At 71.4% G+C, this 24034-nt stretch carries 24 protein-coding genes; 14 read left to right on the plus strand and 10 right to left on the minus strand.

Annotated elements, in window-relative coordinates:
* Nucleotides 1–73: 73 nt before the first annotated feature.
* On the plus strand, nt 74–448 hold the full coding sequence (trxA, locus tag JEQ17_RS07255) for a thioredoxin (protein ID WP_055616075.1): 375 nt from the start codon (nt 74–76) through the stop codon (nt 446–448).
* Nucleotides 449–496: 48 nt separating this feature from the next.
* Here the strand turns inward: trxA and JEQ17_RS07260 are convergent, their stop codons facing one another.
* From JEQ17_RS07260 to JEQ17_RS07275, 4 genes are all read right to left on the minus strand, one after another.
* Entirely contained in the window at nt 497–1933 is a 1437-nt protein-coding gene (locus JEQ17_RS07260; RefSeq protein ID WP_200394437.1) for a benzaldehyde dehydrogenase, read from the minus strand.
* Nucleotides 1934–1950: 17 nt separating this feature from the next.
* A complete protein-coding gene (locus JEQ17_RS07265; RefSeq protein WP_200394438.1) occupies nt 1951–3174 on the minus strand; it encodes a 4-hydroxybenzoate 3-monooxygenase in 1224 nt (407 codons plus the stop codon).
* Between the two features lie 18 nt (nt 3175–3192).
* Nucleotides 3193–4227, minus strand: coding sequence for a LacI family DNA-binding transcriptional regulator (locus tag JEQ17_RS07270; protein ID WP_234048112.1), 1035 nt, complete (start codon nt 4225–4227; stop codon nt 3193–3195).
* A gap of 110 nt (nt 4228–4337) precedes the next feature.
* Nucleotides 4338–5000, minus strand: coding sequence for a TetR/AcrR family transcriptional regulator (locus tag JEQ17_RS07275; RefSeq protein WP_200394440.1), 663 nt, complete (start codon nt 4998–5000; stop codon nt 4338–4340).
* 118 nt (nt 5001–5118) lie between these two features.
* Between JEQ17_RS07275 and JEQ17_RS07280 the strand changes: the two genes are divergently transcribed.
* Nucleotides 5119–5682: an NAD(P)H-dependent oxidoreductase gene (locus tag JEQ17_RS07280; RefSeq protein WP_200394441.1), complete on the plus strand. Its 564-nt coding sequence runs from the start codon at nt 5119–5121 to the stop codon at nt 5680–5682.
* Nucleotides 5683–5843: 161 nt separating this feature from the next.
* Nucleotides 5844–6695, plus strand: a complete 852-nt coding sequence (locus JEQ17_RS07285; protein WP_200394442.1) for an HAD family hydrolase — start codon at nt 5844–5846, stop codon at nt 6693–6695.
* A 77-nt stretch (nt 6696–6772) separates the two neighbouring features.
* Here the strand turns inward: JEQ17_RS07285 and JEQ17_RS07290 are convergent, their stop codons facing one another.
* Entirely contained in the window at nt 6773–7654 is an 882-nt protein-coding gene (locus JEQ17_RS07290) for an LLM class F420-dependent oxidoreductase (protein ID WP_200401358.1), read from the minus strand.
* 234 nt (nt 7655–7888) lie between these two features.
* Here JEQ17_RS07290 and JEQ17_RS07295 point away from each other — a divergent pair, with 234 nt between their 5' ends.
* From JEQ17_RS07295 to JEQ17_RS07310, 4 genes are all read left to right on the plus strand, one after another.
* Nucleotides 7889–9331: an amidase gene (locus JEQ17_RS07295; RefSeq protein ID WP_200401359.1), complete on the plus strand. Its 1443-nt coding sequence runs from the start codon at nt 7889–7891 to the stop codon at nt 9329–9331.
* A 10-nt stretch (nt 9332–9341) separates the two neighbouring features.
* Nucleotides 9342–9560 (plus strand): hypothetical protein, encoded by a 219-nt coding sequence (locus JEQ17_RS07300; protein ID WP_189839275.1) that lies wholly within the window; start codon nt 9342–9344, stop codon nt 9558–9560.
* Between the two features lie 145 nt (nt 9561–9705).
* On the plus strand, nt 9706–11199 hold the full coding sequence (locus JEQ17_RS07305; RefSeq protein ID WP_200394443.1) for an SPFH domain-containing protein: 1494 nt from the start codon (nt 9706–9708) through the stop codon (nt 11197–11199).
* 137 nt (nt 11200–11336) lie between these two features.
* Nucleotides 11337–11783 carry a type II toxin-antitoxin system PemK/MazF family toxin gene (locus JEQ17_RS07310; RefSeq protein ID WP_200394444.1) on the plus strand — a complete coding sequence of 149 codons (447 nt, stop codon included), beginning with the start codon at nt 11337–11339 and terminating at the stop codon, nt 11781–11783.
* Here the strand turns inward: JEQ17_RS07310 and JEQ17_RS07315 are convergent.
* Complete coding sequence (locus JEQ17_RS07315) at nt 11768–12637, minus strand: TIGR02452 family protein (protein ID WP_200394445.1); 870 nt, start codon at nt 12635–12637, stop codon at nt 11768–11770. The two genes, JEQ17_RS07310 and JEQ17_RS07315, sit on opposite strands and share 16 nt — an antisense overlap.
* Before the next feature lie 257 nt (nt 12638–12894).
* On the opposite strand from JEQ17_RS07315, the gene egtA reads away from it, so the two are divergent.
* The 5 genes from egtA to JEQ17_RS07340 all read left to right on the plus strand — a co-directional run bounded on the left by egtA (nt 12895) and on the right by JEQ17_RS07340 (nt 17662).
* Entirely contained in the window at nt 12895–14229 is a 1335-nt protein-coding gene (gene egtA, locus JEQ17_RS07320; protein WP_200394446.1) for an ergothioneine biosynthesis glutamate--cysteine ligase EgtA, read from the plus strand.
* Nucleotides 14226–15572 (plus strand): ergothioneine biosynthesis protein EgtB, encoded by a 1347-nt coding sequence (gene egtB / locus JEQ17_RS07325; RefSeq protein ID WP_200394447.1) that lies wholly within the window; start codon nt 14226–14228, stop codon nt 15570–15572. The genes egtA and egtB overlap by 4 nt, the downstream gene beginning before the upstream one ends.
* A complete protein-coding gene (gene egtC, locus JEQ17_RS07330) occupies nt 15572–16363 on the plus strand; it encodes an ergothioneine biosynthesis protein EgtC (protein WP_200394448.1) in 792 nt (263 codons plus the stop codon). The genes egtB and egtC overlap by 1 nt, the downstream gene beginning before the upstream one ends.
* Nucleotides 16360–17322: an L-histidine N(alpha)-methyltransferase gene (gene egtD, locus JEQ17_RS07335; RefSeq protein WP_200394449.1), complete on the plus strand. Its 963-nt coding sequence runs from the start codon at nt 16360–16362 to the stop codon at nt 17320–17322. The genes egtC and egtD overlap by 4 nt, the downstream gene beginning before the upstream one ends.
* 124 nt (nt 17323–17446) lie before the next feature.
* Entirely contained in the window at nt 17447–17662 is a 216-nt protein-coding gene (locus JEQ17_RS07340) for a dodecin (RefSeq protein WP_189839283.1), read from the plus strand.
* A 46-nt stretch (nt 17663–17708) separates the two neighbouring features.
* Here JEQ17_RS07340 and JEQ17_RS07345 read toward each other — a convergent pair whose 3' ends face one another.
* The 4 genes from JEQ17_RS07345 to JEQ17_RS07360 form a co-directional block, all read right to left on the minus strand.
* A complete protein-coding gene (locus JEQ17_RS07345; RefSeq protein ID WP_200394450.1) occupies nt 17709–18224 on the minus strand; it encodes a phosphatase domain-containing protein in 516 nt (171 codons plus the stop codon).
* Between the two features lie 141 nt (nt 18225–18365).
* The gene (locus JEQ17_RS07350; RefSeq protein WP_200394451.1) at nt 18366–19334 is read right to left on the minus strand and encodes a TerC family protein; all 969 of its coding nucleotides are present in this window, start codon (nt 19332–19334) and stop codon (nt 18366–18368) included.
* A 127-nt stretch (nt 19335–19461) separates the two neighbouring features.
* Nucleotides 19462–20253: a sulfite exporter TauE/SafE family protein gene (locus JEQ17_RS07355; RefSeq protein ID WP_234048113.1), complete on the minus strand. Its 792-nt coding sequence runs from the start codon at nt 20251–20253 to the stop codon at nt 19462–19464.
* 646 nt (nt 20254–20899) lie between these two features.
* A complete protein-coding gene (locus tag JEQ17_RS07360) occupies nt 20900–21946 on the minus strand; it encodes a LacI family DNA-binding transcriptional regulator (RefSeq protein ID WP_200394452.1) in 1047 nt (348 codons plus the stop codon).
* A 110-nt stretch (nt 21947–22056) separates the two neighbouring features.
* Between JEQ17_RS07360 and JEQ17_RS07365 the strand changes: the two genes are divergently transcribed.
* Both JEQ17_RS07365 and JEQ17_RS07370 read left to right on the plus strand, forming a co-directional pair.
* Nucleotides 22057–23235 (plus strand): phytanoyl-CoA dioxygenase family protein, encoded by a 1179-nt coding sequence (locus JEQ17_RS07365; protein WP_200394453.1) that lies wholly within the window; start codon nt 22057–22059, stop codon nt 23233–23235.
* Nucleotides 23236–23252: 17 nt separating this feature from the next.
* Entirely contained in the window at nt 23253–24014 is a 762-nt protein-coding gene (locus tag JEQ17_RS07370; RefSeq protein ID WP_200394454.1) for an SDR family oxidoreductase, read from the plus strand.
* Nucleotides 24015–24034 lie beyond the last annotated feature (20 nt).

Raw genomic sequence — 24034 nt, forward strand, 5'->3', positions numbered from 1 at the left:
CGGAATACGCCACTGATCGACGCCGTTGTGGACATCGGCAAGGCCCCGACCCCAGGAAGAGGGATTCAACGCCATGAGCAGCACCGTGGAGCTCACCAAGGACAACTTCGACCAGCTGGTCACGGACAACGAATTCGTCCTGATCGACTTCTGGGCGTCCTGGTGCGGCCCGTGCCGCCAGTTCGCCCCGGTCTACGAGAAGGCCGCGGAGGCCAACCCCGACCTGGTCTTCGGCAAGGTGGACACCGAGGCGCAGCCTGAGCTGGCCGCGGCCTTCAACATCCAGTCGATTCCGACGCTGATGATCGTCCGTGACCAGGTTGCCGTCTTCGCCCAGCCCGGGGCGCTGCCCGAGGCCGCCCTCGAGGACGTCATCGGACAGGCCCGGAAGCTGGACATGGACGAGGTCCGCAAGTCCATCGCGGAGCAGGGCCAGCAGGCCCAGTGATCCGTCGCCGCCCCTGGCGGGCAGCGGACCCGTACCTCGTCGGCGCCCCTAGAAGGGGTAGCCCGCCACGTCCCCTCGCACCGTCGTCCAGCGCAGGTCGGTGAAGGCCTCCAGGTTGGCCTCGCCGCCGAACCTGGCGCCGGTGCCGGAGGCGGCGATGCCGCCGAAGGGTGCCACGGCCTCGTCGTTGACGGTCTGGTCGTTGATGTGGACGATCCCGGTGGGGACGCGCTCGGCGAGGTCGAGGCCGCGCGCGGTGTCCCGGGTCACGATGCCCAGTGAGAGGCCGTACGGCCCGTCGGAGGCGAGCGCTGCGGCCTCGTCGACGGTGCTGAACGAGCGCACCGGCGCGACCGGGCCGAAGACCTCCTCGGCATACGCGGGGGTCGAGTCGTCGACTCCTGCGAGAACCGTCGGACGGTAGAACAGCCGGTCATGGGTGCCGCCCGCCGCCAGCTTGGCGCCGCGTGCGGTGCTGGACTCCACCAGGCCGTGGATCTTGGCGAGCTGGGCGTCGTCGATGATCGGCCCGAGGTGGACCTGCTCCCGGTGCGGGTCGCCGACGGCCAGCGAGTCGGCCTTGGCGGCGAGCCGCTCGATGTACTCCTCGTAGAGCGAGGCGTGCACCAGATGGCGGCCCGTGGTCATGCAGATCTGGCCCTGGTGGAAGAACGAGCCCCAGGCCGCCGTGGAGATCACCGCGTCGATGTCGGCGTCCTCCAGCACGATCAGCGCGGAGTTGCCGCCCAACTCGAGGTGTACGCGCTTGAGATGGCGCCCCGCGGCCTCACCCACCGCTCGCCCGGCGGCCGTTGAGCCCGTGAAGGAGATCACCGGCACCTGCGGGTCGGCGACCAGCGCCTGTCCGGCTTCCGGACCTCCGGGCAGCACGTGCAACAGCCCCTCGGGCAGGCCCGCTTCCGCGAAGACCGCGGCGAGCGCGAGGCCGCCGCAGACCGCGGTGCGCGGGTCCGGCTTCAGTAGGACGCCGTTGCCGAGCGCGAGCGCCGGGGCCACCGAACGGATCGACAGGATCAGCGGGGCGTTGAAGGGCGAGATCACTCCCACGACACCGACCGGGATCCGACGCGTGTACGACAGCCGGGCGGCCTCCGAGGGCAGGACGTGCCCCGCCGGACGTGACGCGAGCGCGGCCGCCTCGTAGCACTCCTGGGCCGCGACGTGCAGTTCGAAGTCGGCCTTGCCGGGTATGGAGCCGGACTCGCGCACGATCCAGTCGCGCAGTTCGTCGGCGTGCGCGGCGAACAGGTCGCCGGCCTTGCGCAGGACGGCGGCGCGGACGAAGTGCGGGGCGCGGGCCCATTCGGCCTGGGCCGCACGGGCCGCCCCTGCGGCTGCCGTGACGTCCTCGGCAGAGGCGAGCGTGACGGTGCCGAGCGGGTCGCCGGTCGCGGGCTCCGTGACGGCGTACTCACCGCCCGCCAGGTTGTGGGACTGCCAGTTCTCCGGGTCGAGCAGCGGCATGTCGGCTCTCCGATCGGTCAGTGGACACCGGTGGGACCCACAGCGCGAACGGTGGCCGCGAGCGGAAGTCCCGTGTAGTTCGCGGCCAGTTCGGCGGCCGCGGGGCGGGATGCCGCGATCCGCCGCAGTCGCGCGAGCTGCAGCCGGTCCTCGAAGGCATCCCCATCTGGTTGAGCGTGCAACATCCTAGTCATGTCGTACGAGAAACGTGTCGCCTGCCAGACCCGGTCGAGGCACAACTCCGAGTAGGAGTCGAGGAGTTGGGTCGATCCGGTGCGGTGGAGCTCGGCGAAGCCGCGGGCCAGGACCCGGACGTCGGACACGGCCAGGTTCAGCCCCTTGGCACCCGTCGGCGGCACGATGTGTGCGGCGTCCCCGGCGAGGAAGAGCCGTCCGTGGCGCATCGGCTCATGGACGTAACTGCGCATCCCGGTGACCGACTTGGCGGTGATCGGGCCGCGCTCCAGCCGCCATTCGCCGTCGATCGCGAAGCGGGCGTCCAGCTCGTCCCAGATGCGTTCGTCGGGCCAGTCGTCGGCGTCGGTGCCGTTCGGGACCTGCAGATACAGCCGTGACACCGACGTCGAGCGCATGCTGTGCAGCGCGAAGCCTCCCGGGCCGCGCGCGTAGATCAACTCCTCGCAGGAGGGCGCCACATCGGCCATGATCCCGAGCCAGGAGTAGGGATAGTCGTGCTCGTACGTACGGCTGAGGTCGGCCGGGAAGGCGTCGCGGGCGATGCCGTGGAAGCCGTCGCAGCCGACCACGTAGTCGCAGGTGAGGGTCTGTTCGCGGCCGTCGTGCACAAAGCGTACGAGAGGGGCGCCGGCGCCCGGCTCCTCGGCGGCGTTCTCGACGGCGAGGGCCTCGGCCTCGAACAACAGCGGTGGCCCGTCGGTGAGTTGGAGTTCCACGAGGTCCTTCACGATCTCCGTCTGGGCGTAGATCGTGACCGTGCGGCCGCCGGTGAGCACGGGAAAGTCGATGCGGTGCCGCTCCCGGTCGAAGCGCAGCTCGATGCCGTTGTGGACCAGTCCCTCGACCTCCAGCCGGTCGGCGGCGCCGCACTCGCGCAGGGCGTCCACCGTGCCCTGCTCCAGCATCCCGGCGCGCTGCCGCTGCTCGACGTACGCGCGGGTCCTGCTCTCCAGGACGACGCAGTCGACCCCCGTCCGGTGCAGCAGCCGGGCCAGCAGGAGCCCGGCCGGGCCTCCGCCGATGATGCCGACCGTGGTCCGCATGACGCGCCTCCCAGGTGTTCAGCTCGATTCGCGGTGCACGACCGTCGCTCCCAGCACCTCGTGCGCCTCCGGCGGGGCGCCGGGCTCCCGCACCGCGCGGTCGACCAGCTCGGCCAGCTCCCGTCCGGACGGGAGCTCGATGTGGACGGTGCTCAGCCGAGGGCGCAACAGCCGACCGAGCATCAGGTCGTCGGCACCGATGACAGCAGTGTCTCCCGGGATGCCGATGCCCTCATCCTGAAGGGCACGCATCAGCAGCATCGCGTACTCGTCGTTGTAGGCGAATACGGCGTCCAGGCCCAATGAGCGCCAGCGTGCGGCGAGTTGGGACGCGGCCTCCTCGTCGTAGGCGAGCGACACCTCGGTCACCGAGGCGCCGGTGCCGCCGAGTGCCTGCCGTACGCCTTCGAAGCGGGGCTTGGAGAAGATCTCCAGGCCGGGGTCCTCGGGCACCACGACTCCGACGCTGCGGTAGCCGCGGGCCCGCAGATGGGCGCCCGCGCTGCGGCCGACCTCGTGGTGGTCCATGATCAGGGCGTGCGCGCCCTCGACCCGGTCGGGACCGAGGGTGACGACGGCCCGGGCGCCGGAGCGCTTGAGGACGGCCACGCCCTCCATGCCGAGTCCGCTGCCGGGAACGAGCACGGCGACCGGGCGCAGTTCGGCCCAGGCGCGGGCCGCCTCGTCGCCCTGGAGGCCGACACTGCCGTACTGCACGACGGTGTAGTCGAGACGGCTCAGGGCCCACTGGAGTTCGTTGAAGAACTGGCTGTAGAGCGGGCCCACGGGCACGTCCGGCGCGGGCATCAGGACCATGCGGCTGTGGCCGGCGCGCAGGCTGCGGGCCGCGGCGTGCGGGACGTAACCGAGTTCCTTGGCCGCCTGGTGGACACGGCGACGGGTGGGCTCACTGATCCGTACGGCGCTGGTGTTGTTCAGGACGTAGGAGACGGTCGCGCGCGAGACCCCCGCCAGGCGGGCCACATCGGCACTCGTCGGCACGGAGTGCGGGGCGGGCGACGTAGGGGCGGATGTTTTCGGTATCTGCACCATGACGTACGGCATCTTTGCAGAAGCCGGGGAGGGGCCCGGGGCCGGGGGCGCCGCGCGTGCCGGACCTGCGGAACCGCCGCCCGAGGCCCGGTGCGGCCCAAGTGCGGGGCCTACTGGGGCAGTTCCGTACGTGTCACGCGGGCGACCAGGTCGATCCATCCCGCCTCCAGGCGCTCGATCGGCATCCCGCACTCCTTGGTCAGGTAGTGGATCAGGGCAGGGTCGAGATGGCCCATCAGGGTCTGGGCGAGGAGGGCGCAGTCCGCGTCGGGCACCGCCTGTCGCAGCAGCAGGGTGACGTGACCGGACAGTAGACGCTGGGGCGGGTTGGAGTAGCGGCGGGCCGCCTCGGGCTGGGCCGCCAGCTGGAGCTCCAGATGGTCGGCCGCCTGGCGCAGGACGGCCTGGCCGAAGGCCCGCAGCCGGTCGGCGGGGGGCGCTCCCGGGCCGAGGGGCGGCGGCCCGCTGAGGAAGGCCGCCTGGAGCTGTTTCGCGGAGTGGTCGAGCAGGGCCGTCAGCAGGCCGGTGCGGTCGCCGAAGCGGCGGAAGACCGTCCCTTTGCCCACCGAGGCCGCCACGGCCACCGCCTCCATCGTGACGCCGGCGGCTCCGTGCTCCTCGATCAGCCGTGTGGCCGCCTCAAGCAGCCTGGCCCGGTTGCGGGCCGCGTCGGCGCGCAGGCAGGGCTCGTCGTCGGCGGAGCCGAGCTCCAGCAGGACGGGCTCGCCGGTCGGTTCCTGGGGCTTCGGCAAGGGCGGCAGGGAGGCGGACATGAACACAGCGTATCGCCCCGGGAAGAAAACTGGACCGTGGTCCGTTTAGGTGCTACAACTTTAAACGGACCCCGGTCCGGATCGTAACGGCAATGTTTCAGCCCCCTTGGAGTTCCCCATGTCTGTTCGCATCCTCGCGCTCGTCGGCAGCCTCCGCGCCGGCTCCCACAACCGCCAGCTCGCCGAGGCCTCCGTCAAGCTCGCCCCCGAGGGCGCGGAGGTCGACCTGTTCGAGGGCCTCGCCGAGATCCCCTTCTACAACGAGGACATCGACGTGGAGGGCACCGTCCCGGCCGCCGCCGTCCGGCTGCGCGAGGCCGCGGCCTCCGCCGACGCCCTGCTGCTCTTCTCGCCCGAGTACAACGGCACCATCCCGGCCGTCCTGAAGAACGCCATCGACTGGCTGTCCCGCCCGTTCGGCGCCAGCGCACTGAAGGACAAGCCCCTGGCCGTCGTCGGCACCGCCTACGGCCAGTTCGGCGGTGTCTGGGCGCAGGACGAGACCCGCAAGGCCGCGGGCATCGCCGGCGCCAAGGTCCTCGAGGACATCAAGCTCTCCATCCCCGGCTCCGTGGTCCGCTTCGCCGAGACGCACCCGGCGGACGACACCGAGGTCGCCGCTCAGCTCACCGAGGTCATCGGCCGCATCCACGGCGAGGCCGACGCGCCCGTCGCCGCCTGACGACGACAGACTCCCGCGGCTCGCCGCGAGGGCGGGAGGGGGCCGGAACCGACCTGGTTCCGGCCCCCTCCCGCACGTTCGTCCGGTGGCCGCCGCCCGGCACCACCGGCCCCCACAGCCCGGCCGGTCCTTCGCTCCGGCCCGGAAGGCACCGGTTCACGATGACGACGCCCGACCCGGCCCCCGAGTCCGCCACGCCGCCGAAGCTCGTGGCCACCGACCTGGACGGGACGCTGCTGCGCAGCGACGGGACCCTCTCCGGGCGGACGGCGGCCGCGCTGGCGGCGGCCGAGGCGGCCGGAATCCGCCTCGCCCTCGTCACCGGCCGTCCCCCGCGCGGCCTGCCCACCCTGCACCGCGACATCGGCCGGCACTTCGCCGTCACGGCGAACGGCGCCGCCGTGTACGCGCCCGACGGCACGCCCGTACGGCTGTCACCGTTCCCCGCCGCCTCCGTGGCCCCGCTCGTGGCGCGGGTGCGCGCCGCGGTGCCGGGCGTGTCCTTCGCCTTCGAGTACGAGACGGTGTTCGGCCATGAACCGGCGTACCCCGCCTGGTCTTACGGGGAGTCCGAGGTCGAACTCATCGGCAGTGCCGAGGAGTTGCTGGCGAGCGACCCCGACCGTCCGGTCCTCAAGATCCTGGCGCATCATCCGACGCTGTCGCTGAGCGACTTCCATGCGCGGGCACATGCCGGCGCCGGCACGGAAGCCGAGACCACGCACTCCACGGGGCTCGCGCTCGTGGAGTTCAGCGCGCCGGGGGTCACCAAGGCCAGCGCGCTGACCGCCTGGAGCGCGGGGCTCGGCATACGTCCCGACGACATCGCCGCGTTCGGCGACATGCCCAACGACCTGCCCATGCTCAGGGCGGTGGGCCGCTCGTACGCCATGGCCAACGCCGATCCGTCGGTTAGCAGGGCGGCACGGTTCCACACCGCCTCCAACGACGAGGACGGGGTGGCACGGGTGCTGGAGGAGTTCGTCGCGATGGCGCGCCGCCAGCCCGTGTAGGCCGCGCGCCAGAAGCCCCATGGGGCAGGCCGCGCGCGCCAAGCACTGAGGTCCGGCCCCGCCAGAAACCTTGTGGTTCAGCCGAGTTCGGCCAGTCGCCCGACAACCGGGGCCACCCGCCGCTCGATCCACTCGGCGGGCTCGTCGACGCGCGGGCCGAGGATCACGGTCTCGATGCCGATCTTCGCGTAGCCCTCCAACTCCCGGGTGAAGGCGTCGAGTTCGGCCGCGCCCCGCGGATCGCCCGAGTGGGTGAGCGTCTTGTGGATGTCGGCGTAGTCGCGCCCCACGGCGTCGCAGTGCCCGCGCAGAACGTCCAGCTTGTGGGCGACCTCCTCCGGCGTCGAGGCGAAGAGGTTGCAGGCGTCCCCGTACTGGGCGACCAGCCGGAGGGTCTTCTTCTCGCCGCCCCCGCCGATCAGGATCCGCGGATGCGGAGCGCTCACCGGAGCCGGCACGCAGAGGGTCTCGGCGAGCCGGTAGTGCTTGCCCTCGAAGGGCCCGTCGGTCTCCGGGTCCCACATCTGCAGGCAGATCCGCAGTGTCTCCTCAAGGCGCTCGAAGCGCTCCGCGAGCGGCGGGAACGGCACGCCCAGGCCCTCGTGCTCGCGGCCGTACCAGGCCGCTCCGATGCCCAGGGTGGCGCGGCCGCCGGACAGCACGTCGAGCGTGGTGGCGATCTTGGCGAGCAGTCCGGGATGACGGTACGTCACACCGGTCACCAGCGTGCCGAGCTGGACCGTGGAGGTGTGGGCCGCGAGGAAGCCGAGGGTCGTGTAGGCCTCCAGCATCTCGCTCTCGGCGCCGCCGTTGAACTCCATCTGGAAGTAGTGGTCCATCACCGACATCCAGCTGACGCCCGCTGCTTCGGCGGCGGCGCCCGCGGCGGCCAGCTCGGGACCGAGCGCGGCCGCGCCCCGGGGGTGGTTGAACCGGTTGATGTGTACGCCGACCCGCATGTCCGTCTCCGTCACCCTGGGCTCACCGTCGGACCGTCACCGACTGTCATGACGGTAGATCTTGGAGCGCGCTCGAAGTCAAGGTCCGACGCGCCGTCCGACCGGCGGGAGCGGTGCCGTGGACGGGCGGATCGCCGTCCTGGCGAGGGAAGTCGCCCTTCCCGTACCGCTGGGCCCTTCTTGACGTTACCGTTCAGTAGACAACGCGCTCCCGGAGGTGGCCGTATGACTCCCGTGACTCCCGACCGTGCCGCGGGTCTCGCCGAGAGCGCCCGCGCCCTGGCCGAGGGAACGGTGTCCTCGCGGACGCTCGTCGAGGAGGCCCTCGCCCGGATCGAGGCCTCCCAAGGCACGCTGAACGCCTTCCGGCTGGTGCGTGCCGAAGCCGTGCTCGCCGAGGCCGACGCCGCGGACAAGGAGCTGGCGGCGGGCGAAAGCCGGCCGCTGCTCGGGGTGCCGGTGGCGGTCAAGGACGACATGGACGTGGCGGGCGAGCCGACCGCGTTCGGCTGCCGCGGGGAGTTCCCGCCGGTGGCCGAGGACGGCGAGGCGGTGCGGCGGCTGCGGGCGGCCGGGGCCGTGGTCGTCGGCAAGACCAACACCTGCGAGTTCGGACAGTGGCCCTTCACGGAGGGGCCCGCCTTCGGTGAGACCCGCAACCCGTGGCACACCGGGCACACGCCGGGCGGTTCGTCCGGCGGTTCGGCGGCCGCGGTCGCGGCCGGACTGGTGCCCGCCGCGCTGGGCTCGGACGGCGCCGGCTCGGTGCGCATCCCGGCCTCCTGGACCCATCTGATCGGCATCAAACCGCAGCGCGGCCGCATCTCGACCTGGCCGCGCGCGGAGTCCTTCCAGGGCATCACGGTCAACGGCACGCTCGCCCGTACGGTCGAGGACGCCGCGCTGCTCCTGGACGCGGCGAGCGGCAGCCACGAGCGCGATCTGCACCGCCCGCCCGCGCTGCGCGTGTCGGACGCGGTGGGCCGGGAGCCGGGCAGGCTGCGCATCGCGCTCTCGCTGAAGCCGCCGTTCACGGCGCTGCCCGCCCGGCTGCGGCCCGACGTACGCGCCCGGGTCCTGGCGCTCGCGGAGCGGCTGGCCGCGCTCGGCCACGAGGTGGAGGAGGCCGATCCGCCGTACGGGCAGATCGGGCTGGCCTTCATCCCGCGCGCCACGGCGGGGATCGCCGAGCGGGTCCGCGAGACACCCCATCCCGGCCTGCTCGACCGGCGCACCCTGGAAGCCGCCCGACTGGGCCGGCTGCTCGGCGGGGCCCCGCTGCGGCTGGCCCGGCGCGCCGAGGCGAGGCTGCACCGGCGCATCGGCTCGCTCTTCGACACGTACGACGTGGTGCTCGCGCCGACCACCGCCGCTCCCCCGCCGCGCATCGGCGCCCTGCACGAGCTGAGCGGCTTCGGCACCGACCGGGCCATGATCGCCGCCTGTCCGTACGCCTGGCCGTGGAACGTGCTGGGCTGGCCCGGTGTGAACGTCCCCGCGGGGTTCGTCGACGGCTCCCTGCCGGTGGGCGCGCAGTTGCTCGGGCCCGCGAACAGCGAGCCGCTCCTGGTGTCGCTGGCCGCGCAGTTGGAGGCGGACCAGCGGTGGTACGAGCGTTGGCCGAGCGGTGAAGTGGACGGCGCCGTACCTGATTTCGGGGCGCCTACCGGCCCGTAGTCTGGGGGCCATGGACGACGCGTCGATGGTGGGCCTCATGGGACGGGTGACCGGCACGATCGGGCCGGGGCTCGTCGGCGAGGTGATCGTCCGGGTCCGCGGCGGCGCCGAGCACTTCCTCGCGTATCCCGCCTCCCCGAAGGACCGCATCGAGACGGGCACGGTGGTGATGGTGGTGGAGTACCTGCCGCCGCGGACGGTGTACGTGTCGGCGGCGTACGACGGTTGAGCCGGCCAGGGGCGTCTGTGCCATGTGAGCGTGTCGGGCTCGTCAAAGATGCGCCAAAGAGTCGTCAGTGTCTGTACCGCCGGGCCCGACCGGGCGCACACTCCGTTCGTTCGGTGCCGAAAGGGCACCATGCAACAGGGGGCGTATGCCGATGGTTGTCGGCGTCGTGGCGGGGGCAGCGGTCCTCGCGCTCATATTCGTCGTTGTGGTCTTCAAGCTCATGTGGCGTGTCGCGGAGCCCAACGAAGCACTGATCATCTCCGGTTCGAAGCACCGCACCGAAGGCCTTGAGGAAGGCATGGGCTTCCGTATCGTCACCGGGCGCGGCACGCTCGTGCTGCCGGGCGTCCAGGCGGTGCGCAAACTCTCGCTCGACCTCAACGAGACCGAGCTGTCCGTGGACTGCGTGACCCACCAGGGCATTCCGCTCAAGGTGCGGGGCGTGGTCATCTTCAAGGTGGGCGACGACTTCGTGTCGATCGCCAACGCGGGCCGCCGCTTCCTCGACCAGCAGAAGCTGATGTCGGAGCGGGTGCACAACGTGTTCGCCGGTCATCTGCGGTCCATCGTCGGCGGGTTGACCGTCGAGGACATGATCCGCGACCGCGAGAAGCTCACCGGTCAGACCCGGGCCGCCTGCGGTACGGAGATGGAGAAGCTGGGGCTGATCGTCGACTCGCTGCAGATCCACGAGATCGAGGATCCGACGGGCTACATCAAGAACCTGGCCATGCCGCACGCGGCGGCCGTCCAGCGGGACGCCCGGATCGCGCAGGCCGAGGCCAACCGGCGGGCCACCGAGGCCGAACAGCAGGCCGCCGCGCGGATGTCGGAGGCGACCCGCGACAGCGAGATCCTCCAGGCCGGATACCAGGCGGAGCGCGACAACGCCTCCGCCAAGGCCCGGCAGGCCGGACCGCTCGCCGATGCGGCGGCCCGGCAGGAGGTCGTGGTCCAGGAGACACGTGTCGCCGAGCTGGAGGCGCACCGCCGTGAGCAGCAGCTCCAGGCGGACGTCCGCAAGCCCGCGGACGCGAAGGCGTACGAGAAGCGGACGCTGGCCGAGGCCGAGCGGGACGTCCGGATCTCCGCGGCGCAGGCCAAGGCCAAGGAGACGGAGCTCGCGGCCGCGGCGGAGGCGACGCGGGTCACGACGGCCGCCGGGGCCGAGGCCGAGGCGACCAAGGCGCGGGGTTCGGCCGCCGCGACCGCGACCCGTGCGACGGGTGAGGCCGAGGCCGCCGCCCAGCAGGCCAAGGGTCTCGCGATCGCCGAGTCCACGCGGGCGAAGGGGCTCGCGGAGGCGGAGGCCATCAAGGCGCGGGCCGCCGCGCTCGCCGAGAACCAGGAGGCCGTCGTCGCGCAGCAACTTGCCGAGAACTGGCCGGAGATCGTGAAGGCGGGAGCGGGGGCGTTCGGGAACGTCGAGCACATGGTGTTGCTGAACGGGGCCGACGGGATGTCCGACATGTTCGCCAAGGCTCTGACGATGGGCGGTACGGGGTTGGGGCTGGCTCGGCAGTTGCTGTCGTCCATGGGGCAGAACGGGCAGGTTGGCAAGGAGAGTTCGGCGGTGAACGGGCACGTGGCCCCGCCGCCGGCCGCTTCGCAGAAGGTTCCGGTGGACGGGGAGTCGTAGAACGGTTGGTGGCCGGGTGCGGGTGGGGTGTGGCTGAGCGCGCAGTTCCCCGCGCCCCAAGAAGGCAGTTGCCCGCGGCCCTGACCAACAGGGGTGCGCGGGCTGCTGTCGCAGGGGCGCGCGTTAGCGTGTGCCCTGTGACTGCCTCTGCCGAGCAAGACGTTCCCGGTCGCGCCGGGCCCTCCGCCACCACCGAGGCCGATCCTCGCCGAGTGGGGCAGGTGCGTACGGAGTACTCGCCCGCGCACGACGGGGATCCGGATCCGGGCGAGATCGTGTGGACCTGGGTGCCCTATGAGGAGAACGACGGGCGGGGGAAGGACCGGCCGGTGCTGGTCGTCGCCCGGGAGTCCGCCGGGACGTTTCTCGCCGTGCAGTTGTCGAGCAAGCGGCACGACGGCGACCGGGAGTGGGTGCCGATCGGGAGCGGGCCCTGGGACCGGTCGGGGCGCGACTCCTGGGTGGATGTCGACCGGGTGCTGCGGCTGCACGAGAAGGGGATGCGCCGGGAGGCGTGCGCACTGGACCGGATGCGGTTCAACTCGGTGGTGCACCGGCTGCGGGAGCGCTACGGCTGGCGCTGAGCCGCCTTCGCCTCCAGCACCTCCGGGAACGCCCGTTCGAAGGCGCCGAGGACCACCGCGCCCTTCGTACGGTCGAGGACTCCGAACACGACGTGCTCGAAGGAGCCGGCGAACCGGCCGCCGTCCGTGAGCAGGGCGCGGAAGGCGCCCGCCACCTGCGCCGGGTCGTTCTGGAAGACGCCGCAGCCCCAGGCTCCGAGCACCAGCCGTCGGTAGCCGTGCGCCGCGGCCGTCTCCAGTACTCGCTCGGCCCGCGACGCGAGGGCTCCCGGCAGTTCGGGCGCGCGGTCCGGCGCCGTGCGCAGGACGACTCCGGCGTTGGGCGCGGCGGCGGTCAGGAATCCGGCGGTGTACGGCTCGTCCAGGAGCTGTCCCCGGTCGTCGCGGAAGACCGGGACGGCGGGTGAGTGGATCACCCGATCGGTGTAGAAGGGGTCCCGGTGTGCCCGGTGGTGGTCGTAGAACTCCCTGGCCTCCACCACGCACGTGTACAGCGCCGAGGCCCGGCACAGGGCCTCTTCCTGGGCCTGCGCGCCGTTCAGATAGCCCCCGCCGGGGTTGCGGGCCGAGGCGAAGTTCAGGACCGCGACCGGGCCCGGCAGCCGACGCGCCGCCTCCAGGCTGCTCTCGCCCGTGACCTCGAAGAACGTGTCCAGCGGGCCGCCGACCGGCGAGGAGGTCCCAGGGCCGGTCGGTGGTGTCTCCACGGGCCCCGGCCCGTACATCCGTGTGCCCTGCCGCGCGGCGGCCACCGCCGCGGCGATCGACACCGTGCGTCCGTCGGACGCGCGGTACGAACCCGCCGCGACGATCTCCTCCGTCTGCCGCGCGATCCCGCGCAGACGGGCGCTCATGGCGCCACCCCTGTACGCGCCATGATCGCGTCCCGCGCGATCTCCCCCGACTCCCCCGTCGTATCCCCCGTCGTGCTCATGAACGCATGGTGAGCGATCCTGGTATTGCGCCGCAACAGAGTTTCCCGGTCCCAAAAGCGACGATACGCACCCTTGTGCGAGGCGCCGTAAGGGTCTTGGGTGGGACGAGCGACTGTCGGCCCGGTCCATCCGACGCCGGGCCGGCGGCATGGATGGAATCTCAGGAGGATCCCGACATGTCCGATTCGGTGAGTGACTGTACGGAGCCCCGGCGCTCCGCCGTCACCGAGGCCGAAGTGGAGGCGCTGGTCCGCGGCATCTGCTTCAAGACCGGCCCGCCACGATTCCTCGGTGTGGAACTCGAATGGCTCGTCCACGAGTCGCGGTCCCCGCGACTCCCCGTACCACCAGAACGTCTCGAAGCGGCCTACGCCGCACTGCGGGCCCTGCCCCTGAGTTCGGCGCTCACCGTCGAACCGGGTGGTCAGCTGGAGCTCAGCTCCGCTCCCGCCGCCTCCCTGATGGAGTGCGTGGGATCCGTGTCCGCCGACCTCGACGCCGTACGCGCGGTACTGCGCGAGGCGGACCTGGCCCTCAGCGGCCTCGGCCAGGATCCCTGGAACCCACCCACCCGCTTCCTCCATGACCCGCGCTACGACGCCATGGAGACCTACCTCGACCGCACGGGCCCCGAGGGCCGCGCCATGATGTGCACCTCCGCCTCCGTCCAGGTCTGTCTGGACGCCGGGTACGAGGAGCCGGGCCCGCTCGGGCACGGGCGGCGCTGGTGGCTCGCGCATCAGCTGGGCGCTGTCCTGGTGGCCGCGTTCGCCCACTCCCCGATGGCCTGTGGGCAGCCCACGGGCTGGCGCTCCACCCGGCAGTCCCTGTGGGCCGCGATGGATCCGGGCCGCTCCAGTGCCCCGTCCCTCGACGGTGATCCGCGGGCGGCCTGGGCCCGGCACGTCCTGGACGCCCCGGTGATGTGCGTCCGGGCGCCCAGCGGTCCCTGGGACGTGCCGGAGGGGATGAGTTTCCGTGCGTGGACCCGCTCCGACTCCCCGCCCGACCGGGAGGATCTCGACTACCACCAGACGACCCTGTTCCCGCCGGTGCGGCCGCGCGGCCATCTGGAGCTGCGCATGATCGACGCGCAGCCGGGCGAGAACGGCTGGATCGTGCCGCTCGCCGTGACGGCCGCGCTGTTCGACGACGCGGAGGCCGCCGAGACCGCGTACCGGACGGTCAAGCCGCTCGCCGAGCGGGCCGGTTCGCTGCCCGCGCCGCGGAACGCGCTGTGGACCGCGGCCGCCCGCGCGGGTCTGACCGACCCCGAGTTGCGCGAGGCCGCCGTCACCTGTTTCGCGGCGGCCGCCGACGCCCTGCCCAGGATCGGCGCGAGCGCCGAGGTGCAGGAGGCGGTCGCGGAGTTCACCGACCGCTATGTGGCCAGGGGCCGCTGCCCCGCCGACGACATCCTCGACCACGCCGACGGCACCGACCGACTGTTCAACGGCACGGAACTCCGGAGCACGGAACATCTGCTCCCCGGGAAGGACATCCGCACATGACCGACCCCGACACCCACTCCTCCCCCACCGACCCGGAGACGCTCAGGAAGCGCGCGCTGGCGGCGCTGACCACGGCCCGTGACCGCACCGCGCTCCTGACCTCCTGTGTGGAGGATCCCGAACTGACCGCCCAGCACTCGCCGTTGATGTCCCCGCTGGTGTGGGACCTCGCACACATCGGCAACCAGGAGGAGCTGTGGCTGCTGCGGACGGTCGCCGGCCGTGACGCGATGCGGCCCGAGATAGACGGCATCTACGACGCGTTCGAGCACCCGCGGTCCGAGCGGCCCTCGCTGCCGCTGCTGCCGCCCGCCGAGGCCCGGCACTACGCGGCCGAGGTGCGCGGCCGGGCGCTGGACGTCCTGGAGAGCGCCTCGTTCCAGGGCACGGGCGCTCAGCTCACCGAGGCGGGCTTCGCCTTCGGCATGATCGCCCAGCACGAACAGCAGCACGACGAGACGATGCTGATCACCCATCAGCTGCGCAGGGGCCCGACGGCGCTGACGGCGCCGGACCCCATGCCCGATCCGGCGTTCACCGGACCGTCCGAAGTACTGGTCCCCGGCGGCCCGTTCACCATGGGCACGTCCACCGAGCCATGGGCGCTGGACAACGAACGGCCCGCGCACCAGCGCCTCGTGCCGTCGTTCCACATCGACACGACTCCGGTCACGAACGGCGCGTACCAGGCGTTCATGGCGGACGGGGGCTACTCCGACCCGCGCTGGTGGACACCGGACGGCTGGTCCCACATCCGGGCGCACTCCATCGAGGCGCCGCTGTTCTGGCGCCGCGAGGGCGGCGAGTGGCTGCGGCGGCGCTTCGGTGTCACCGAGCTCGTACCGGCGAACGAACCCGTGCTGCACGTCAGTTGGTACGAGGCCGACGCGTACGCCCGCTGGGCGGGCCGACGGCTGCCCACCGAGGCCGAATGGGAGAAGGCGGCCCGTCACGACCCGGTGGCCGACCGCTCCACGCGCTATCCGTGGGGCGACGCGGACCCGACGCCCGAGCACGCCAATCTCGGCCAGCGCCATCTGCGCCCGGCCCCCGCAGGCAGTTACCCGGAGGGCCAGTCCCCGCTCGGCGTACGGCAGTTGATCGGCGATGTGTGGGAGTGGACGTCCAGCGATCTGCTCCCCTACCCGGGTTTCGCGGCCTTCCCGTACAAGGAGTACTCGGAGGTCTTCTTCGGGCCCGAGTACAAGGTGCTGCGCGGCGGCTCGTTCGCGGTCGACTCCGTGGCCTGCCGGGGGACGTTCCGCAACTGGGACTACCCGATCCGGCGGCAGATCTTCTCCGGGTTCCGTACCGCCCGGGACGCCGATCCGGAGAGCGTCTGATGTGCCGTCATCTCGCGTTCCTGGGACCCGAGGAGCGTCTCGGCCGGCTCCTCGTGGACCCGGCGCACAGTCTCTTCCGGCAGTCGTGGGCGCCACGGCGGCAACAGCACGGGACCGTCAACGCCGATGGTTTCGGGGTCGGTTGGTATGCCGAGGGCGATCCGGTGCCGGCGCGCTACCGGCGTACCGGGCCGATCTGGGGCGACCGTTCGTTCGCCGATCTCGCGCGGGTGGTGCGCTCGGGCGCGCTGCTCGCCGCGGTGCGCGACGCGACCGTGGCGAGCGCGGACGGGGAGGCCGCGGCGGCGCCGTTCGCCGCGGGTCCCTGGTTGTTCAGCCACAACGGCGCGGTCGCGGGCTGGCCGGGCTCCCTGGCCCCGCTCGCCCGGACGCTGCCTGCCGAGGACCTGCTGTCGATGGAGGCGCGCTGCGACTCGGCGCTCGTCTGGGCGCTGGTCCTGAACCGGCTGCGCGGCGGCGACGAGGAGGGCCAGGCGCTCGCCGACACGGTCCTCGACGTCGCGGCGGCGGCTCCCGGTTCACGGCTCAACCTCCTGCTCACCAACGGCGAGGTGATCGCCGCCACCGCCTGGGGCGACACGCTCTGGTATCTGACCGAGCCCGGCCGACGCACGGTCGTGGCGTCCGAGCCGTACGACGACGATCCGCACTGGCAGGAGGTGCCGGACCGCACACTGCTGGCCGCGAGCCGCACGGACGTCCTGCTCACCCCGCTCAAGGACGTGGAAGAACACCTGGCATCCGTCCCACCCAAGGAGCCCAGTACGTGAGCCCGTTCCTCGTCACCCGCACCCTGCCCGAGGACGCGACCGACGCAGCCCTGCGCGCCGACGTCCTGCACGGCCTGACCCGCACACCCAAGACGCTCCCGCCCAAGTGGTTCTACGACGCGCACGGCAGCGAGCTCTTCGAGAAGATCACCGAACTGCCCGAGTACTACCCGACGCGGGCCGAGCGCGAGATCCTCGTCGCCCGGGCCGCCGAGATCGCCGAGGTGACCGGCGCGCGCACGCTCGTCGAGCTGGGCTCCGGGTCGTCCGACAAGACCCGCCACCTGCTCGACGCCATGCCCGGCCTGCACACGTACGTACCGGTCGACGTGAGCGAGAGCGCGCTCACCCAGGCCGGGCAGGCACTGATCGCGGAGCGTCCCTCGCTCGCCGTGCACGCGCTGATCGCCGACTTCACCGGCGGTCTGGCGCTGCCCGACACTCCCGGTCCGCGGCTCGTCGCGTTCCTGGGTGGCACGATCGGCAATCTGCTGCCCGCCGAACGCGCCACGTTCCTGGCGTCCGTACGTTCCCTGCTGTCGCCCGGCGACGCCCTGCTGCTCGGCACCGACCTGGTCAAGGACGAGTCGGTCCTCGTCGCCGCCTACGACGACGCGGCCGGGGTGACGGCCGCGTTCAACAAGAACGTGCTGACCGTGGTCGACCGCGAACTCGGCGCCGACTTCGATCCCGACGAGTTCACCCATGTCGCCCTCTGGGACCCCGAGCGGGAGTGGATCGAGATGCGGCTGCGCGCCCGTTCGGCGCTGACCGTGAAGATCCCCGCGCTCGACCTCGCCGTGGACTTCGCGGAGGGCGAGGAGATGCGCACCGAGGTGTCGGCGAAGTTCCGTGAGGAGGGCGTACGTACGGAGCTGGCCGCGGCCGGTCTCGGCCTCACGCACTGGTGGACGGACCCCGAGGGGAGGTTCGCGCTGTCGCTGAGCACGGCCCGGTGACCCGCACCGGGCGGGAACCCGTACGGACCCATGTCCCTCGGGCCTACATCTCGCGGTCCCCCGCCTCGTGCGGCACCGTGGAATGACGCGTGGCACACGGGCCACGGCGGAGAGGAGTACCCGCATGTCCGACCACACCTACCGGATCACCGAGATCGTCGGGAGCTCGCACGAGGGCGTCGACGAGGCGATCCGCAACGGCATCTCCCGGGCCTCGCAGACCCTGCGCAATCTCGACTGGTTCGAGGTCACCCAGGTCCGCGGCCAGATCGAGGACGGGCAGATCAAGCACTACCAGGTCGGCCTGAAGGTCGGCTTCCGCCTGGAGGACGCGGGCTGACCTCTGCGGAACCCCACCGCCGCGGCGAGCGGGAGGGGCGAGCCCCTCAGGTCCGCCCCTCCCTCTCCTGCGCCACCTTCAACGCCTCGGACGCGGCTGCCCAGCGCGCCCGTACGACGGTGAAGCCGGCCCGCTCGGCGTCCTCGCACACGAACTCGTCGTCGTCCACGAGCACCCGGATCTCACGGTCCCGGGCCAGCCCGCGGAGGATCTCCAGCTTGGTGCGCCGAGCGGGCCTGCGGTCGTCGTTGCGCCGCATCCGGATGCCGCCCTCGGGCAGGCCCTGGGCGGCGAGCCAGGCCTGCGTGTCCTTGCGGCAGCGCTCGGGCCGCCCGGTCAGATAGAGGATCTCGCACTCCCGCGCGTGCTCCAGCGCGAGGGCGACGCCCTCCGCGAGCGGCGGATCGTCGGGCGCCGCCGCGAAGAAGGCGTTCCAGTCGCGCGGCTTGCGCTCCAGGAACTTCTGCCGGTGCGCGGTGTCGGCGAGGGTGCCGTCGAGATCGAATACGGCGAGGGGCCTGCGCGCGTCCGACCCGCGGCGCGGCTTGTTGCTGTTCGTCACTCGGCCCACCCTAGAGTCCGGTGCGGCGGCAGCGCCCCGACAGGGGCGCGGGGAACTGCGCGACCTGGGGGCACCTCCCGGCCGAAGGCTGGGGGACCACGACGCACCCGCAGCAGACATGCCGGACTGTCACCGGAGCATCTAGGACACAGGCCGCTCGGCCTCGACTTCCCGCTTCTTCGAGGCCCGCAGGCTCGTGAACGTCGTCACCGCGAGCACCAGGACGATGAAGCCGAGCGAGAACGGAATGCTGATCTCCGGAACATGCACCCCCGACTCGTGCAGAGCGTGCAGCACCAACTTGACGCCGATGAACCCGAGGATGATCGACAGCCCGTACGAGAGATGGACGAGCCTCTTGAGCAGGCCGCCGATCAGGAAGTACAGCTGCCGCAGGCCCATCAGCGCGAAGGCGTTCGCGGTGAAGACGATGTACGGCTCCTCGGTCAGGCCGTAGATGGCCGGGATGGAGTCCAGGGCGAACAGGACGTCCGTGGAGCCGATCGCCAGCATGACCACCATCATCGGGGTCATCACCCGCTTGCCGTTCTGCTCGACCCACAGCTTGGTGCCGTGGTAGCGGTCGGCCACGCCGAAGCGCCGCTCGACCGCCTTGAGCAGCTTGTTCTCCTCGTACTCCTCGTCCCCGTGGCCCTTGCGGGCGTCCTGGACCAGCTTCCACGCGGTCCAGATCAGGAACGCTCCGAAGATGTAGAAGACCCAGGAGAACGTCGAGATGATCGCGGCACCGGCGGCGATGAAGATCGTGCGCAGGACCAGCGCCACCAGCACGCCGACCATCAGCACACGCTGCTGGTACTGGGCCGGCACCGAGAACTTCGCCATGATCAGGACGAAGACGAAGAGGTTGTCGACGCTGAGCGACTTCTCCGTGATGTAGCCGGCGAAGAACTCGCCCGCCGGCCCGCCTCCGTAGACCACCAGCAGCCCGATCCCGAACGCCACCGCGAGGGCGACCCAGACCGCGCTCCAGATGCCTGCCTCCTTGAGGGAGACCTCATGGGGTTTGCGGCCGATGAAGAAGTCCACGGCGATGAGCGCGCAGAGCACTGCGACAGACAGCGCCCACACGCCAAGGGAGACGTTCACTGTTCCTCCGGGGCTGATGGTGCGAACTGACAGCGTTGTCAGACATCAGAAACAAAACCACCCCCAGAAGGTAAACAAACGCCCACGTGCGGGCATGCACACCGCACCGTTGCGTCGGCGCACTCGTTCAGGTCGCCGTGGCCTCGCGCCACAGGCTCCATGCGAGTCCGAGGCCGGCGAGGGCGATCGCGATCCGCAGCGGGGCCTCGGGCAGGCGCCTCACGACGGCGGGTCCCATCCAGGCGCCCACGAAGCAGCCCAGGCCGAGTGTGAGGGCCGCGCTCCAGTCGACCGGGGCGAGGAACGCGTAGGCGACGGCCGCGGTGACGTTGGCCGCGCCGGTGGCGATGTTCTTGACGGCGTTGGTCACCCGCAGGGGTTCCGTCGCGGACAGGGAGAGGACTGCCAGCATCAGGACTCCCGCCGCGGCGCCGAAGTAGCCGCCGTACAGGCCGACGAGCAGTACGGCACAGGCGAGCGGGAGCTTCGGCAGGGAGTCCCTGCCGGGGCTGAGTCTCGCGGTCAGCCGTCGCAGGGGTTCGCGGGCCAGGATCAGGACCGAGCCGAGGGCTATGAGCCACGGTACGACCAGTTCGAACGTCGAGGAGGGGGTGCCGAGGAGCAGGGCGGCGCCGGTCGCGCCGCCGAGTGCCGCCGTGATGGCGAGGGGGATCAGCCGGGCGCGCTGGCCGCGGAGTTCCTCGCGGGAGCCGACCGCGGCTCCGGCCGTGTTGGAGAAGAGGGCGACCGTGTTGGTGACGTTGGCCGCTACGGGTGGGAGACCTGCGGCTAGGAGTGCGGGGTAGCTGAACAGGGAGGCGAGGCCGGCGATCGAGCCGGCCAGGCCGGAGGCTATGCCTGCGGCCAGGAGGAGGAGTGCGGCGCCGGGGGTTGACTGGTCGGCGATCAGCGCTTGCACGTTGTCCTCTTGTCCTCACGGGTGCGGGGGCGTTCTGGCGCGCCGGGGTTGGCGTTGGCGTTCCATATTAGAGACGCCGTCTGCATATACAGACGGCGGGGCTCTTCTTCGCGTTGACATCCCGTGGGGCTCATGGGCTTCTTCGCCCCCGCCGCCCCTACCCATTCCCGTCCCTTTACTCAGGGGCTCCGCCCCCGAACCCCCGTATCGCGCTGCCGCGCTCGTCCTCAAACGCCGGACGGGCTGGGTGGGTGGGGGCGATGAAGGTGGGTGGGTTGACCGGGGTGGGTGGGAATCGGACTGAACGACCTCGCCCTCAAACGCCGGACAGGGTGGGTGGGGGCCGATGAGGGTAGGTGGGTTGACCGGGGTGGGTGGGAAATCGGCCTCAACGGCCTTGCCCTCAAGCCGGACAGGGTGGGTGAGTGGGGCCGATGAGGGTAGGTAGGTCGGCCTCAACGGCCTCGCCCTCAAACGCCGGACGGGATGAGATGTGCGGGGTGGGCTGGAAGCAGGGGTGCAGCCCCGCCTGCCAGGGGCGCGGGGAACTGCGCGACCAGCCACACAGCACCCGCGCCCGACACCGGACGAGCAACGCTTCGCGTCAGCCTCTCCGGCGTGGCGACTTGAGGCGGGTGGTCTCGCCTCAGCCCGCGAACTCTGCCAGTGGTACCCCCGGCGGCATGTTGTAGGGCGTGACCACCTGGATCGCCGAGGGGAGGAACGGGCCCTCGTCCGGGAGGGCCTTGTGGGCTCGCATGATGGTTTGGCAGGCTCGGCGCATGTCCTGGCGGAGGTCGTGGTGGAGCACGGCGGAGAGGCGGCGTTCGCGTAGGAAGCGGGTGTTGTCGTGGTCCAGGTCGTGGGCGATGAACACCGCGCACTCCCGGCCGAGGGTGTCGAACGCGTCGAGGGTCGCGGCGTTGCCCCCGCCGGCCGAGTAGACGGCGATGATGTCCTCGTCCCGCTTGAGGGCCTCCAGGACGAGGTCCCGCTGGGTGGCGTCAAGGCCGTCGCTGTCGGTGACCTCAACGAGGGAGCGTCCGGGCTGTGCGAGCCGCATCGCGCTGCGGAAGCCCATCTCGCGCTCCTCCTCACCGCGGAAGGAGCCCCGGCTGATCGTCGCGAGGACGTTGCCCGGACGGTCACCCAGCCACTGGCCGATGAGGTAGGCGGCAGTGGCGCCCGCGTCCCGGTTGTCGATTCCCACGTACGCCATGCGCGCACTGCTGGGCAGGTCGCTGACCAGCGTGACGACGGGGATGCCGGTCGCGACCAGCCGGCTCACGGCCGCGCCGATCTCCGGCAGATCGGGGGCCTTGAGGATCACGCCCTGCGAACCGCGTTTCGCGATTTTGTCCATGGTCGCGATCAGGTCCGAGGCGGGGCAGGCCTCCCGGAAGTGGAAGCGCGATCGCACCACGGCGGGGTGCAGTGACGGCAGTTCGGCTTCCAGGGCGTCCCGTACCGCCGTGGAGAACCGCTCCGGCGTCTGCATCACGATGTCGATCATGAACGTGCGTCCACCGATGCGTACCTGGGTCCGCTGACGGTCCAGATCCTTGATCGCCTGGCGCACCTCCATGACGGTGCTCTCCCGTACGCCGCCGCGGTCGTTGAGGACCCGGTCGACCGTGGCTTCGCTCAGACCGGCCTGACGGGCGATCTCTCTGATCGGATACGGATGTCGCATGGCGGTCCCCGAAAGCTGAATGATGGACTTTTGATGGGTCGCTGCGGATTGAATGACGGGCTCTGGTTCACAAGACTGGCAGAAAAGCAGGCATGGCGAAAGGACCCGGGATGTCCCCCACGGATGCGGGAGCACCGATTTGGCTGAGCGAGGACGACTGCGATCTCGACGCGTTCCGCTCGCTGGTCGAGCAGAGCACCGAGGGGCAGCTGTATCCCGCTGCCGAGCGGGTCGAGCAGAACGTCCTGATCTACGCCGGCGATCGGATCCGCGAGCTCGCGGTCACCCCGCGGGGGCGCCGGGAGGTGCAGGCCGAGTTGGTACGGGCCCTGCTGGACGGGCCCGGGGTCGTGGTCCTCAAGGGCGCCTTCACGGATCCGGCCGTCGTGGACTCGGCCTCCGACGCCTTCAACTCGCTGATCGAGGAGGAACGTTCGAGCGGCACGGCCCGCGGTGACCACTTCGCCGAGCCGGGCGCCAATGACCGGGTGTGGAACGCCCTGGACAAGGTGGCCGTGCGTGCGCCGGAGGTGTTCGCGGACTACTACGCCAACGACCTGCTGGCCCTGGCCTCCGAGGCCTGGCTCGGCCCCGCCTACCAGGTGACCTCGCAGATCAACGTGGTCAACCCGGGCGGCGCCGCGCAGAGCGCGCACCGCGACTACCACCTGGGCTTCCTGAGCAACGATGTCGCCGCCGCGTACCCGGCGCACGTCCACCGTCTCTCCCCGGTGCTGACGCTCCAGGGCGCGGTCGCGCACTGCGACATGCCCGTGGAGTCCGGGCCCACGTTGTACCTGCCGCACTCGCAGAAGTACGAGCCCGGCTATCTGGCCTGGCGGCGCCCGGAGTTCATCGCGTACTTCGAAGAGCATCACGTCCAGCTCCCGCTGGAGAAGGGCGACGCGGTGTTCTTCAACCCCGCGCTCTTCCACGCCGCCGGGCACAACCGCTCGGCGGACATCAAACGCATGGCCAATCTGCTGCAGGTCTCCTCCGCCTTCGGCCGCGCCATGGAGTCCGTGGACCGGGAGGCCATGGCCGTCGCCCTGTTCCCGGTGCTGCTGCGCCGCAAGGCGGAGGGCGCCTCGGAGAGCTGGCTGCGCCGCGTGGTCGCCGCCACGGCCGAGGGCTACCCCTTCCCCACCAACCTGGACCTCGACCCGCCGGTCGAGGGTCTCGCTCCGCCCTCCCAGGCGGACACCCTCTGGCAGGCAGTCGCCGAAGGCTGGGCCCCGGCCCGGCTCCGCCAGGAACTACAGGCGGGCGCCAAGCGCCGCCGGAGCTGAAGGAGAACAACGCACTCATGGGACTGCTTGAGGACAAGGTCGTCCTCGTCAACGGCGGCAGCCAAGGTGTCGGCGCCGGCATCGTCCAGGCCGCCGTACGCGAAGGCGCGACCGTCGTCTTCACCGGACGCCGGGCCGAGATCGGCGAGAAACTCGCCGCGGACACCGGCGCCCGCTTCGTACGCGCGGACCTGTCGGACGCCGCACAGGCGCGCGACAGCGTCGTACAGGCCGTGGACGCGTACGGGCGCGTCGACTGCCTGGTCAACGCGGCGGGGCTGACGTCACGCGGTTCGCTCCTGGACACCACGCCGGAGCTGTTCGACGCGCACATCGCGATCAACCTGCGGGCGCCCTTCTTCGCGATGCAGGCCGCGGTGGCTGACATGGTGGCGCGCAAGGCCCCCGGCACAGTCGTCAACGTCATCTCCAGTGCCGAGCACGGCGGACAGCCCTTCCTCGCCCCGTACGTCGCGGCGAAGGCCGGTCTCGCCGGGCTGACCCGCAACGCGGCCCACGCGCACCGCTGGGACCGTGTCCGTATCAACGGCCTCAACATCGGCTGGACCGACACCGAGGGCGAGGACGCCACCCAGCGTGCCTTCCACGGTGCGGGCGACGACTGGCTGGAGCAGGCCGCCGCGTCCCAGCCGATGGGCAAGCTCGGGCAGGTCGACGAGATCGCCGATTTCGTCGTCTTCCTGCTCTCCGACCGCAGCGGTGTGGTGACCGGCTCGGTCATCGACTGGGACCAGATCGTCTTCGGCGGACTCGACTGAACCGCCCCCTGGGCTGAAGG

The organism is Streptomyces liliifuscus (genome assembly GCF_016598615.1).
Lineage (GTDB): Bacteria > Actinomycetota > Actinomycetes > Streptomycetales > Streptomycetaceae > Streptomyces > Streptomyces liliifuscus.